Origin of the sequence: Escherichia sp. B1147 (genome assembly GCF_001660175.1) — a bacterium.
GTDB lineage: Bacteria > Pseudomonadota > Gammaproteobacteria > Enterobacterales > Enterobacteriaceae > Escherichia > Escherichia whittamii.
Window position 1 is genome coordinate 69,376 of record NZ_LFHY01000018.1, and the last position, 13,977, is coordinate 83,352.

The window sequence follows — 13,977 nt, forward strand, 5'->3', positions numbered from 1 at the left end:
GCAAGTGTTGTAACTTTCTGCCGATTTTGTAGAATCAGATTAATGGGTAAATATGCTGCTTTAAAAGTCTATTTATGCAGCGAGGCAGCGTGCTGATAGTTATTTTGTTACGTGTATTAACATGCTTAGTTTATACGAAAAAATAAAGATAAGACTGATTATTTTATTTTTGTTGGCTACGCTGTCATTTATTGGTCTTTTTTTCATCATTAACTATCAGTTGGTATCGGAAAGGGCGGTAAAACGTGCCGATAGCCGCTTTGAACTTATTCAAAAAAATGTAGGTTATTTTTTTAAAGATATTGAGCGTTCGGCCTTAACGTTAAAGGATTCGCTGTATTTATTGAAAAACAGTGAGGAGATTAAACGTGCCGTCATTCTGAAAATGGAAATGATGCCATTTCTGGATTCGGTAGGATTGGTACTGGATGATAATAAATATTATCTCTTTTCACGTCGGGCGAATGATAAGATCCTTGTTTACCATCAGGAAAAAGTAAATGGGCCGCTTGTCGATGAGGCAGGACGCGTCATCTTTGCCGACTTTAACCCGTCGCAGCGGCCCTGGTCGGTGGCATCAGACAACTCGGTCAGTAGCTGGAATCCGGCTTACAACTGCTTTGATCGCCCAGGGAAAAAGTGTATCTCTTTTACCCTACGAATTAATGGCAAAGACCGTGACTTACTGGCGGTTAATAAGATTCATGTCGACTTAAACTGGCGCTATCTGAATGAATATCTTGATCAAATCAGTTCGAATGATGAAGTGCTGTTTTTAAAACAAGGCCATGAGATCATCGCCAAAAACCAACTCGCCCGTGAAAAACTGATTATTTATAATAGCGAAGGAAATTATAACATTATTGATTCTTTCGACACGGAATATATCGCAAGAACATCTGAAGTTCCAAATAACGCGTTGTTCGAAATATATTTTTATTATCCAACAGGTAATTTATTTAACGCATCAGATAAACTCTTTTATCTACCATTTGCGTTTATTATTATCGTATTGCTATTGGTTTACTTAATGACCACGCGAGTGTTTCGGCGACAATTTTCCGAAATGACAGAACTGGTCAATACGCTGGAGTTTTTGCCCGATTCTACTGAACAAATGCAGGCGCTGAAAATCCGTGAAGGCGATGCGAAAGAGATTATCAGCATCAAAAATTCCATAGCGGAAATGAAAGACGCTGAAATTGAACGTTCGAATAAGCTGCTCTCGCTAATCTCCTACGATCAGGAGAGTGGTTTTATCAAAAACATGGCGATTATTGAATCTAATAATAGCCAGTATCTGGCTGTCGGGATCATCAAACTGTGCGGGCTGGAAGCCGTCGAAGCTGTGTTTGGCGTTGAGGAACGCAATAAAATCGTCAGGAAACTGTGTCAGCGAATTGCCGAGAAGTATGCGCAATGCTGTGACATCGTGACATTCAATGCCGATCTCTATTTATTATTATGCCGGGAAAATGTACAGACCTTTACCCGCAAAATAGCGATGGTAGATGATTTCGACAGCAGCTTTGGTTACCGCAATCTGCGTATACACAAATCTGCCATTTGTGAACCATTGAAGGGTGAAAACGTCTGGAGTTATGCCGAAAAACTCAAGCTGGCGATTTCCAGTATCCGTGACCATATGTTCTCTGAGTTTATTTTTTGTGATGACGCAAAACTCAACGAAATTGAAGAGAATATCTGGATTGCGCGCAATATTCGCCATGCGATGAAGAAAGGTGAACTATTTTTAGTCTATCAACCGATTGTTGATATTAAAACCAGAGACATTATCGGCGCAGAAGCATTATGCCGCTGGATCTCTGCGGAACGAGGAATAATCTCACCGCAGAAGTTTATTACGATTGCTGAAGATATTGGGTTTATCAATGAACTTGGTTATCAAATTATTAAAACCGCGATGGGTGAATTCAGGCATTTTAGTGAGCGTGCGGCCCTGAAGGACGGTTTCTTGCTGCATATTAATGTTTCGCCCTGGCAGTTAAACGAACCACACTTTCATGAGCATTTTACAACTATCATGAAAGAACATGATCTGCAGGCGAATAGTATTTGTATTGAGATCACTGAAACAGTGATCGAACGAATTAGTGAACATTTTTATCTCAATATTGCACAACTGCGTAAACAAGGGGTTGGGATATCGATTGATGACTTTGGCACAGGGCTGTCAAACCTGAAACGTTTTTATGAAATTAACCCTGACAGCATAAAAGTGGACTCGCAATTTACTGGCGATATTTTCGGCACCGCGGGAAAAATTTTACGCATTATCTTCGACCTGGCACGCTATAACCAGATTCCGGTGATTGCAGAAGGTGTTGAGAGCGAAGAGGTTGCACGTGAATTAATAAAATTAGGCTGTGTTCAGGCACAGGGATATCTGTACCAGAAGCCAATGCCATTCTCTGCCTGGGATAAAAGTGGAAAGTTAGTAAAAGAGTAGTTTAGGTATGTCCAGAATCAATAAATTCGTACTTACAGTCAGCCTGCTGATTTTTATTATGATTTCGGCAGTTGCCTGCGGGATCTACACCCAAATGGTGAAAGAACGGGTGTATGGCCTGAAACAGTCCGTTATTGATACTGCTTTTGCGGTGGCAAATATTGCTGAATATCGGCGTAGTGTGGCAATTGATCTCATTAATACGCTAAACCCTACGGAAGAACAATTGCTGGTTGGCTTACGCACAGCCTACGCCGATTCGATTTCTCCTTCTTATTTGTATGATGTTGGTCCTTATCTGATTTCCAGTGATGAGTGTATTCAGGTAAAGGAATACGAGAATAACTATTGTGCAAATATCATGCAGGTGGTTAAGTATCTGCATGTTAAGAATACGGGGTTTATCTCTTTTGACGGTAAAACCTTCGTCTATTATCTCTACCCGGTTACCCATAATCGCAGTCTGATATTTTTACTAGGGCTGGAGCGTTTTTCTTTACTGTCAAAATCGCTGGCAATGGACAGCGATAACCTGATGTTCTCACTTTTTAAGAATGGCAAATCGGTTACTGGTGATGAATATAATGCCAAAAACGCCATTTTCACTGTTTCGGAAGCGATGGAGCATTTCTCCTATTTGCCGACAGGATTGTATGTATTTGCCTATAAAAAAGACGTTTATGTTCAGGTGTGTACGTTGATCATCTTCTTTGCCGCATTGGTGGCGGTTATATCGGGTACCAGCTGCCTCTATCTGGTACGCAGAGTGATCAATTGTGGCATTGTTGAAAAAGAAGCCATTATTAATAACCATTATGACCGCGTACTGGACGGTGGACTTTTCTTCTCGGCGGCGGATGTCAAAAAACTCTACAGTATGTATAACTCAGCGTTTCTTGACGACCTGACGAAAGCGATGGGCAGAAAATCCTTTGATGAAGACTTAAAAGCTTTGCCGGAAAAAGGCGGATATTTGTGCCTGTTTGACGTCGATAAATTCAAAAACATTAACGACACCTTCGGTCATTTGCTGGGCGATGAAGTGTTGATTAAGGTTGTGAAAATCCTTAAATCACAAATTCCAGTGGATAAAGGCAAAGTCTATCGTTTTGGTGGCGACGAATTTGCTGTGATTTATACAGGTGGAACGCTGGAAGAGTTGCTATCGATATTAAAAGAAATCGTCAATTTCCAGGTGGGGAGCATTAATTTAAGCACCAGCATCGGCGTAGCGCATTCAAATGAATGTACCACCGTTGAGCGGCTGAAAATGCTGGCGGATGAGCGTCTGTATAAGAGTAAGAAAAACGGCAGGGCGCAGATTAGCTGGCAATAATGTTTATTAGCAGGCCGGGAAAATAATTTTGCCCGGCCTGACATTAATTAAACCCGGCTACCCCACAAATCGTATTCATCGGCATGCTCGACTTTCACACGCAGAATATCGCCCGGCTTAACGTTGGTTTCACCGTTGAGATAAACCGCGCCGTCGATTTCCGGAGCGTCTGCCATGCTGCGGCCGATTGCGCCTTCTTCGTCCACTTCGTCGATGATCACCAGAATTTCACGGCCCACTTTTTCCTGCAGACGTTCGGCAGAAATCTGTTGTTGCAGTTGCATGAAGCGATTCCAGCGTTCTTCTTTCACTTCTTCCGGGACCTGGTCCGGCAGAGCATTGGCATCTGCGCCTTCAACCGGGCTGTATTTAAAGCAGCCAACGCGATCCAGACGTGCTTCCTTCAGGAAGTCGAGCAGCATCTGGAAATCTTCTTCCGTCTCGCCAGGGAAGCCGACAATAAAGGTTGAACGCAGGGTCAGTTCCGGGCAGATTTCACGCCATTTTTTGATGCGTGCCAGTTGGCGATCCACCGAACCCGGGCGCTTCATCAGTTTGAGAATACGCGGGCTGGCGTGCTGTAACGGAATATCCAGATACGGCAGGATTTTGCCTTCAGCCATCAGCGGGATAACGTCATCCACATGCGGATAAGGGTAAACGTAGTGCAGACGTGTCCAGATCCCCAGTTTCGATAACTGTTCGCACAGGCTGACCATGCTGGTTTTGACCGGCTCGCCGTTGTGGAAGCCAGTACGGTGTTTAACATCAACGCCATACGCGGAAGTGTCCTGGGAGATAACCAGAATCTCTTTAACGCCCGCATCAACCAGACGTTTCGCTTCGCTTAATACTTCGCCAATCGGGCGGCTCACCAGATCACCGCGCATTGAAGGAATAATGCAGAAAGTGCAGCGGTGGTTACAGCCTTCGGAAATCTTCAGATAGGCATAATGACGTGGAGTCAACTTCACACCTTGTTCCGGCACCAGGCTCAGGAACGGATTGTGTTTTGGTTTTGGCACGTAGTGATGAACGTGCTCCAGAACCTGTTCGTAGCTATGAGGCCCGGTGATTTCCAGTACTTTCGGGTGGACTTCGCGGATCTGATCTTCTTTTGCTCCCAGACAACCGGTCACAATCACCTTGCCATTTTCATTCAGCGCTTCGCCAATGGCTTCCAGAGACTCTTGCACCGCGCTATCAATAAAGCCGCAGGTGTTAACGATCACCATATCTGCGTCGTCATAACTCGGTACTACGTCGTAACCTTCAGTACGCAGTTCAGTCAGAATGCGCTCCGAATCGACAAGGTTTTTCGGGCAGCCAAGGGAAACAAAGCCGATTTTCGGCTGGGGAGTTACTTTGCTCATAGCTTAAAAAATATTCAGTTACAGGAAAGGTCAGGGCAGGGATTCTACAGAGTTCTGGATAAAATTTGTATCGTAATCTGGTCAACAGGCGAGGAAAACGCCCCAAATATCGGGGCGTAAATGGTTATCATGCTATTGGGTTTTCAGTTAGCGCCTTTGCAGGCTGGCTGCTGGATTTGTCTCGCAGCGTAAAGACCGAAATAAGCGTGAAGCAACCGGCAATAGCTCCCAGGATTAAATAGGTTTCAGCAAAGCCAATGGTGTCATACAGATAGCCGGCAATGGGGGAATAGATTGCCGTGGCGATGGATGCCACAAAAAGCACCAGCAGGTAGACCGTCGAAGAGAGTTTATGATCAAAGTTAGCCGCGATAAATTTAAACACAGATACCAGGATCAGTGGTTTTTCGATGGCGTGCATCATTTTAACGGCTGCAATCCACACCGGTCCCAGTTGGATTGCAGAACCAGCAATGCGTAACGACATAATGGTTCCGGCAATCACTAATGCCCATTTTGCGCCAGTGCGGTTAACAAACCACGGCATCAGACAGAGAAATAAGGTTTCTCCACAGACCTGGACAGAAGCCAGAATCCCGTACCAGCGATTGCCCTCTTCTGGCGTCGAAAATTGCAGCGAAAAATATTGTGCGAATTGTTGATCGTAGGTGTCATAAATTTGCGTGACGAACAGAGTGAACATCAATAAAAACCAGAACTGACTATTTTTCGCCAGTTCAAGCGCATGGATAGCTTTCAGCGAATTGGTTTTTTCAATTTCTGCCTCGGTCAGCTCAATTTTGGTAAACATAAAGCAGATTGCGGCGACCACAATGGCACAGCTTGCCAGCCAGAAAGAGAGATTAGGACTGGTATCAATGTATTTACCCACAATCCACGCGGCGGCGGCCCATCCCAGAGAGCCCCACATTCTTACGCGACCATATTCAAAATGATAACGACGCGAAACTTTATCTATCCAGGAATCCAGAACGCCACAGCCAGAATTAAAAATGATCCCCAGGTAAACGCCACCCAAAACAGCGCCCAGCCAGAAGTTATGAACCAGAAGCGGGGCGTATACATAAATAAAGAATGGGCCTACGGGAAGTAATAATGCGACGAGGATCCAGATGAGTTGTTTCTTAAGACCAAATTTATCGGAGATGAAACCGAAGAACGGCTGCATTAATAACGCAATGAAAGCATTAACGGAATAAAGTAATCCTGTGCGTGTGGCGGTAATTTCCAGATGCTGTGTCGTCCATATGACAAAAAATGCCATCGTTGCCGACCAGGCAAAGAGGTACAGGAAATCGAAAATACTGAGCAAAATATAATTACGTTTACCGGGCAATAACATAGCCATATCCTCAATCACTGGCGTTGGGTCATTTACCGTTGGCACAGGCATTCGCTGTGCTTACTGGTTATTGTTTTGGTATGCATCTCCGGAAAATGTCATACGTTAACAATTTCATTTTTACTCTGACCCTGACAGCGATGATTAGGCAATGTATTAAATGAATGTTTGCGATTTGCATCACAATTATTGCTGGTAATAAAAAAGATTTAGCGAAATAGATCACTAAATCTTTTTATGAGAACGTATTACTTTTATGCCTTGCGTGTTAGTTCATCCGCCAGTGTGCGAAGGTGTTCGGCAATATTCATCAGATCAGTCTGTGGTGAGTGCAGAGGGCCAGCAGAGTTACGCACGACCAGGCGACTGGGAAGGATGGTTGAAGAGCGGAGCATCGCGTGTTCATCGTCCGGCTGTAAAATTTGTTGAACGGCAATTTTTCCTTGTAAATCAAAGTCAATTGCGACGGTCGTCAGTGAGGGTTCAAAAAACGCACTCTCATAGGTGTCGTCATAGCCAATGACAGAAATATCTTGCGGGATTTTACGTTTTTGTTGATGTAAGGCGCTTAACGCCCCCAATGCCATCTGATCATTGGCGATCAGAAGAGCGGTCGCCTGTGGCGTTTCACGTAGCATCTGTAACGTCGCCAGATAGCCACTTTGAGCGTCCCAACTACCGTAATGAATGGCCAGCGGCGTCAGTTGGAGTGAGGCGAGAGTATCGCGCCAGGTATTGAGTCGTAGCCGCGCCGGTACTGAGTTTTCTGGGCCGGAGATCAGGCAAAATTGACGATGCCCCAAATCGTAAAGATATTTCACGCTGGCGCGTGCACCTTCTGCAGGATTAAAAGTGACGTTAAATACCGGGCTATAAGGGTCCACGTCGAGAAACAGACACAACACATCGCTGTTTTCAGCAACCAGATTTTCAGCCAATGCCGTTTCCAGCGGTGCGTTGATAATAATCTTTGTTACCCGTTGTGCTTTTAAGTCATTAATTGCAGCCTGAATACCTTTAATATCAACATCATCGATCATGGATATCAGCACCTGATATCCCTGTTCTCCGGCATATTTTTTCACTGCTGCCGCAATTTGCGAGGGGGCATGTAGGGCGAGCGAAGTTGTAACCAGCCCGACCGTTTTGCTCTCTTTCCCTACCAACTGTTGAGCTACGCGATTTGGAACGTATTTAAGTTCGGCAATGGCTTGTTCAATTTTTTGACGTGTTTTGGCAGACACGTTCGCTGAATTGTTAAGCACCCGCGACACTGTCTGATAAGAAACATTGGCATGACGGGCAACATCGGCAAGGGTTGCAGCTTTGGTTTTCATATTCGCCCCGGCTAAAAGATTTGTCACAGTATACCGCAGTGAATGTCATACGTATCACGCTCACTTGTCTCACTGCCGGTAAGCTGAACCGCCGAAGCTATTTGAAGGGAAAAACGCGTACTTGATCACATTCCTGCCGGGCATTCCTTGCATAACGAAGCAATTAATTACTAGATGACAGCATTGTGAACGAATAACATTTTTTGTCTGTTTAAAACAATTCAGGAGTCAGCATGGACAAGCATCCACCGATCATTCCCAGAGCCCCGTGGTTACTTCATGGTGCCGATTACAATCCGGAGCAGTGGTTACATGTTCCCGGGATTCTGGAGAAAGATATCGCCATGATGCAACAGGCTGGTTGTAACACCATGTCGGTGGGTATTTTTAGCTGGTCAATGCTGGAACCCACAGAGGGGGAATATTGCTTTGACTGGCTGGATGAGGTGCTGGATAAACTTCATGCTGGTGGGATCTCTGTCTTCCTGGCAACACCAAGCGGAGCCAAACCCGCCTGGCTAGCTGCTCGTTATCCAGAGGTTCTGAGAGTTAGCGCCTCACGCGAGAAAATGCTTCACGGCGGTCGCCATAATCACTGCCTTTCTTCGCCAGTGTATAAAGATAAAGTGACGCAAATTAACCGTAAACTGGCGCAGCGATACGCCAATCATCCGGCGGTTCTGGGATGGCACATCAGTAATGAGTATGGCGGAGAGTGTCATTGTAATGGATGCCAACAGGCGTTTCGCCGTTGGTTGCAGACTCGTTACACCACTCTTGAGGCGCTTAATCAGGCATGGTGGACTGGCTTCTGGAGCCATACATACAGTGACTGGGCACAAATTGAATCTCCTTCCCCATTAGGTGAGATGTCTAACCACGGTTTGAATCTTGACTGGCGGCGCTTTGTCACATCGCAGGTAAAAGAGTTCTATCAAATGGAGATCGCGCCGTTAAAAGCAGAACGCCCCGATTTACTTGCGACGACCAATTTTATGTGGTATTTCAATGACTACAACTACTGGGCATTAGCTGAAGTGGTTGATTTTGTGAGCTGGGATAGCTATCCCATGTGGCATAAACAGGAAGATGAACGCGCTGTTGCCTGTAAAACAGCGATGTATCACGACCTGATGCGTACCTTGAAAAATAAACCGTTTATTCTGATGGAATCCACGCCCAGCCAGACAAGCTGGCAGCCAACCAGCAAATTGAAAAAGCCGGGAATGAATATTCTTTCTTCCTTACAGGCCGTCGCTCACGGCGCAGATGGCGTGCACTATTTTCAGTGGCGTAAGAGTCGTGGTGCCGTGGAGAAGTTTCATGGTGCGGTGGTTGATCACGTCGGTCATCTGGAGACGCGTACCGGGCGCGAAGTCATACAACTGGGGCAACGACTGGCACATCTTAAACAATTGGTTGGGACGAAAACGCAGGCAAAAGTTGCCATTATTTTCGACTGGGAAAACCGCTGGGCGGTCAATGATGCTGCCGGGCCGCGCAATTGCGGTATCCACTACGAGCAAACGGTAGTGGAGCATTACCGACCTTTCTGGGAGCAGGGCGTGGCGGTCGATGTTATCAACGCAGATTGTGATCTTACGGATTATCAGTTAGTTATCGCCCCAATGCTCTATATGGTTCGCGATGGATTTGCTGCTCGTGCTCGTGCCTATGTCGAAGCTGGAGGCAATTTTGTCACTACTTACTGGTCCGGGATTGTCAATGAAACCGATTTATGTCACCTGGGCGGTTTCCCTGGCCCGTTGCGTGATCTGATGGGCGTGTGGGCTGAAGATATTGATAGCCTTAATGATTATCAGCATAACGAAGTTGTCTGCGAGCCGAATGCGTATGGACTGCAGGGGCAATGGCAGGCACGGGAATTATGTGCGGTCATTCACGCCGAAGGCGCACAGGTTCTGGCGCGCTATGGTGAGGATTTTTATGCAGGTACGCCGGCGTTAACGGTAAATCACGTCGGACAAGGTCGTGCTTTCTATGTGGCTTCGCGTAATGATGCGTCATTTCATCAAGCGTTTGCCGCGATGTTGATCAATACACTTCATCTCCCAAAAGCACTTGCTACTGAACTTCCTGTTGGCGTTATTGCAACGCGTCGGACAGACGGCAATCAGGAATGGGTTTTTGTACAAAACTACACTGCTCATGTACAAAATGTTGTGCTTCCTGGAGCGTGGCGGGTGGCAGAAACGGGCAAGGCTTGTTCACAAGACTTAGAACTGGCGCCGTGGGGATGTGAGGTGCTGGAAAGAGAAATAATGTAAATTCTTATTAATAAGTTGTGAAATATTGATCCCTGACAGCATTTTGTACAAAAAGTAGCCATACTATTTAATTGCAACAAGGCTGGAAAGAGGAGGATCGAAGTATGTTCGTTGACAGACAGCGAATCGACCTGCTGAATCGGTTGAAAGACGCACAAGTTGACCTCGCTGCGTACGTGCATCTGAGGAAGGCTAAAGGATACATGTCCGTCAGCGAAAGCAATCATCTACGAGATAACTTTTTTAAACTGAATCGCGAACTGCACGATAAATCGCTGCGGTTGAATCTTCATCTGGATAAGGATGAGTGGAGTGCTCTTCATCACGCTGAAGAAGCATTAGCGACAGCCGCAGTATGTTTGATGAGTGGGTATCATGATTGCCCAAATTTTATTACCGTCAACGCCGATAAGCTTGAAAATTGTCTGATGAGCTTAACGCTGAGTATCCAGAGTCTTGAAAAGCACACCATGCTTGAGCAGGCCTGAAAACTAAGGGGGAGAAAGCATCTCCCCCTTCATGTTTAAGTTTTTGTAAAAATGAATTTGCCATCTCCTCCACTGACTACGCTTTAAGCCAGAGTCAATCCGGAGGCGTTATGCATCGACAATCCCTTTTCCTTGTGCCCTTTCTCTGTGTTTCTTCCGCTCTTTGGGCGGCGCCTGCAACGGTAAATGTCGAAGTACTGCAAGACAAACTCGATCACCCGTGGGCGCTGGCCTTTTTACCCGATAATCACGGCATGTTAATCACCCTGCGCGGCGGCGAGTTGCGTCACTGGCAAGCAGGAAAAGGATTATCTGCGCCGCTTGCCGGAGTGCCGGAAGTCTGGGCGCACGGGCAGGGCGGTCTGCTGGATGTGGCTTTAGCACCTGATTTTGCCCAGTCTCGCCGCATCTGGTTAAGTTATTCCGAAGTTGGCGATGATGGCAAAGCCGGAACTGCCGTCGGTTATGGCCGCTTAAGTGATGATCTCTCACAAGTGACCGACTTCCACACCGTCTTTCGGCAGATGCCAAAACTGTCTACCGGTAACCATTTTGGCGGGCGGTTGGTATTCGACGGTAACGGTTATCTTTTTATTGGTCTGGGGGAAAATAATCAGCGCCCGACGGCGCAGGATCTCGACAAATTACAGGGTAAATTAGTGCGTCTGACCGACCAGGGCGAGATCCCGGATGATAATCCCTTTGTGAAGGAATCCGCTGCACGAGCTGAGATCTGGTCTTACGGCATTCGTAATCCGCAAGGGATGGCGATGAATCCGTGGAGTAATGCACTGTGGTTGAATGAACATGGCCCGCGCGGTGGTGATGAAATAAATATTCCGCAAAAAGGCAAAAACTACGGCTGGCCGCTGGCGTCCTGGGGCATCAATTACTCGGGATTTAAAATACCGGAAGCGAAAGGGGAAATCGTTGCCGGAACCGAACAACCGATTTTCTACTGGAAAGACTCACCGGCGGTGAGCGGTATGGCCTTCTATAACAGTGACAAATTCCCCCAGTGGCAGCAAAAATTATTTATTGGCGCGTTAAAAGACAAAGATGTCATCGTGATGAGCGTCAAAGGCAACAAAGTGACGGAAGATGGCCGCATATTAACGGACAGGGGGCAGCGAATTCGTGATGTTCGCACTGGACCCGACGGTTATTTATACGTCCTGACCGACGAGTCCAACGGGGAATTACTAAAAGTTAGCCCGCGTAATTAGCTAACGGGGATCATCACCACTTTACGTACTGCGGGGCGTTCGGTGAGCTGTTGATACCAGCGTTCCAGATTGGGACGTGGTGTCCAGGTCAGACCGACGTTAAACAAATTGTAGATAAACGGTGCAATAGCGATATCACCCACGCCAAATTTATCACCAGAGAACCATTTCACTTTTGCCAGTTCCGCATCAAGAATGGCAAACAAGGCGTCGCATTCCTTGCAACTGGCATCAATGGCTGCCTGGTCACGCTCTTCAGGCGGTGTTCTGACTAATCCCATCAGGATCCCGCGATGGGCATTACTAAGCGTCTGGTTTGCCCAGTCCATCCATTTTTCCGCTTCTGCGCGACGTGCTGGCGAGTCAATCCACAAGCGGTTTTGCCCGTACTGTGCTGCCAGGTAGCGGACAATGGCGTTCGACTCCCAGAGAATTAAATCACTTTCGTCGTCACGCAACAGTGGCACCAGCCCGTTGGGATTCATCGCCAGAAAGTCGGCGTCATGGTTTACCCCAAACTCACGGCCCGCGAGAATTTGCTCATAAGGTAGATCCAGTTCTTCGAGTGTCAGCAACACTTTTTTTACGTTGGTTGAATTATTCCGACCCCACAGCGTAATCATACTCACCCCTTTTTACACAGGCAGCCACAGGCTGAACAGGATTCCGATGGTGAAGTAAAGTTAACTTTTAAGCAACAGTTGGCAAAAAAATGACGCCAGAAGCAGCGAAGCGGCGGGATATTGCATAAACTTTAAAAACTTTACCAACTTACGGTTTCTTTAAGTTTGTGTGTGCGTTATTAATCACCGAACTTATCATACGGCGATATAACGTATTTTTTTTGAATGGATACTCGGGTGGCATTTATGACGCAATTCTCCTCTCTCCTTCGTGGTCTTACAGCGGGTTCTGCATTTTTATTCCTTTTTGCCCCAACGGCATTCGCAGCTGAACAAACCGTTGACGCGCCGAGCGTGGATGCGCTTGCATGGATTTTAATGGATTACGCCAGCGGTAAAGTGCTGGCAGAAGGCAATGCGGATGAGAAACTTGACCCAGCCAGTCTGACCAAAATTATGACCAGCTATGTGGTTGGGCAGGCGCTCAAGGCCGATAAGATTAAACTCACCGATATGGTGACGGTCGGTAAAGATGCCTGGGCAACGGGCAATCCGGCGCTGCGTGGTTCGTCGGTGATGTTCCTTAAACCGGGCGATCAGGTTTCGGTGGCCGATTTAAACAAAGGCGTGATCATTCAGTCCGGTAATGACGCCTGTATTGCGCTGGCTGATTACGTTGCGGGCAGTCAGGAGTCATTTATTGGTTTGATGAATGGTTATGCTAAAAAATTGGGCCTGACCAACACCACCTTCCAGACGGTGCACGGCCTCGACGCACCGGGGCAGTTCAGTACCGCGCGCGATATGGCTTTGCTGGGCAAAGCGTTAATCCACGATGTACCGGAAGAGTATGCCATTCATAAAGAGAAGGAATTTACCTTCAACAAGATTCGCCAGCCTAACCGTAACCGTCTGCTATGGAGTAGTAATGTCAATGTCGATGGCATGAAGACCGGTACTACGGCAGGTGCCGGTTACAACCTGGTGGCCTCCGCGACCCAGGGCGACATGCGTTTGATCTCTGTTGTACTGGGAGCGAAAACCGATCGTATCCGTTTTAATGAGTCCGAAAAGTTGCTCACCTGGGGCTTCCGTTTCTTTGAAACCGTGACACCAATTAAACCTGATGCCACCTTTGTGACCCAGCGAGTCTGGTTTGGCGATAAGAGCGAAGTGAATCTCGGTGCTGGCGAAGGCGGATCGGTGACTATTCCGCGCGGACAACTGAAAAACCTGAAAGCCAGTTATACATTAACGGAACCGCAGCTCACCGCACCACTGAAAAAAGGGCAGGTTGTCGGAACCATTGATTTCCAGCTTAATGGCAAGTCTATTGAACAGCGTCCATTAATCGTAATGGAGAATGTAGAAGAGGGTGGATTCTTTGGTCGGATGTGGGATTTCGTGATGATGAAATTCCATCAGTGGTTTGGCAGCTGGTTCTCTTAATCTTTAGTTGACCGGATGGCGCGT

Annotated in this window: 10 protein-coding genes; 6 read left to right on the forward strand and 4 right to left on the reverse strand. The window is 46.8% G+C overall.

Annotated elements, in window-relative coordinates; genetic code table 11:
• Positions 1-121: 121 nt before the first annotated feature.
• Complete coding sequence (locus A9180_RS19125; RefSeq protein WP_064530132.1) at positions 122-2,470, forward strand: EAL domain-containing protein; 2,349 nt, start codon at positions 122-124, stop codon at positions 2,468-2,470.
• A 7-nt stretch (positions 2,471-2,477) separates the two neighbouring features.
• Positions 2,478-3,806 (forward strand): GGDEF domain-containing protein, encoded by a 1,329-nt coding sequence (locus tag A9180_RS19130; RefSeq protein WP_064530133.1) that lies wholly within the window; start codon positions 2,478-2,480, stop codon positions 3,804-3,806.
• 47 nt (positions 3,807-3,853) lie between these two features.
• Here A9180_RS19130 and rimO read toward each other — a convergent pair whose 3' ends face one another.
• From rimO to A9180_RS19145, 3 genes are all read right to left on the reverse strand, one after another.
• A complete protein-coding gene (gene rimO / locus A9180_RS19135; protein WP_001558886.1) occupies positions 3,854-5,179 on the reverse strand; it encodes a 30S ribosomal protein S12 methylthiotransferase RimO in 1,326 nt (441 codons plus the stop codon).
• Positions 5,180-5,306: 127 nt separating this feature from the next.
• Complete coding sequence (locus tag A9180_RS19140; protein ID WP_064530134.1) at positions 5,307-6,542, reverse strand: oligosaccharide MFS transporter; 1,236 nt, start codon at positions 6,540-6,542, stop codon at positions 5,307-5,309.
• A gap of 254 nt (positions 6,543-6,796) precedes the next feature.
• Complete coding sequence (locus A9180_RS19145) at positions 6,797-7,879, reverse strand: LacI family DNA-binding transcriptional regulator (RefSeq protein WP_064530135.1); 1,083 nt, start codon at positions 7,877-7,879, stop codon at positions 6,797-6,799.
• Between the two features lie 233 nt (positions 7,880-8,112).
• Here A9180_RS19145 and A9180_RS19150 point away from each other — a divergent pair, with 233 nt between their 5' ends.
• The 3 genes from A9180_RS19150 to yliI all read left to right on the forward strand — a co-directional run bounded on the left by A9180_RS19150 (position 8,113) and on the right by yliI (position 11,881).
• A complete protein-coding gene (locus tag A9180_RS19150) occupies positions 8,113-10,167 on the forward strand; it encodes a beta-galactosidase (RefSeq protein ID WP_064530136.1) in 2,055 nt (684 codons plus the stop codon).
• Between the two features lie 104 nt (positions 10,168-10,271).
• Positions 10,272-10,655: a biofilm formation regulator BssR gene (gene bssR / locus A9180_RS19155; protein WP_064530137.1), complete on the forward strand. Its 384-nt coding sequence runs from the start codon at positions 10,272-10,274 to the stop codon at positions 10,653-10,655.
• 110 nt (positions 10,656-10,765) lie between these two features.
• Positions 10,766-11,881 carry an aldose sugar dehydrogenase YliI gene (gene yliI / locus A9180_RS19160; RefSeq protein WP_064530138.1) on the forward strand — a complete coding sequence of 372 codons (1,116 nt, stop codon included), beginning with the start codon at positions 10,766-10,768 and terminating at the stop codon, positions 11,879-11,881.
• On the opposite strand, the gene gstB is transcribed toward yliI, so the two are convergent.
• Positions 11,878-12,504: a glutathione S-transferase GstB gene (gene gstB / locus A9180_RS19165; protein WP_064530139.1), complete on the reverse strand. Its 627-nt coding sequence runs from the start codon at positions 12,502-12,504 to the stop codon at positions 11,878-11,880. The genes yliI and gstB overlap by 4 nt on opposite strands.
• Positions 12,505-12,750: 246 nt before the next feature.
• Here gstB and dacC point away from each other — a divergent pair, with 246 nt between their 5' ends.
• Positions 12,751-13,953 carry a serine-type D-Ala-D-Ala carboxypeptidase gene (dacC, locus tag A9180_RS19170; RefSeq protein WP_064530194.1) on the forward strand — a complete coding sequence of 401 codons (1,203 nt, stop codon included), beginning with the start codon at positions 12,751-12,753 and terminating at the stop codon, positions 13,951-13,953.
• The last annotated feature ends 24 nt before the right edge of the window (positions 13,954-13,977 follow it).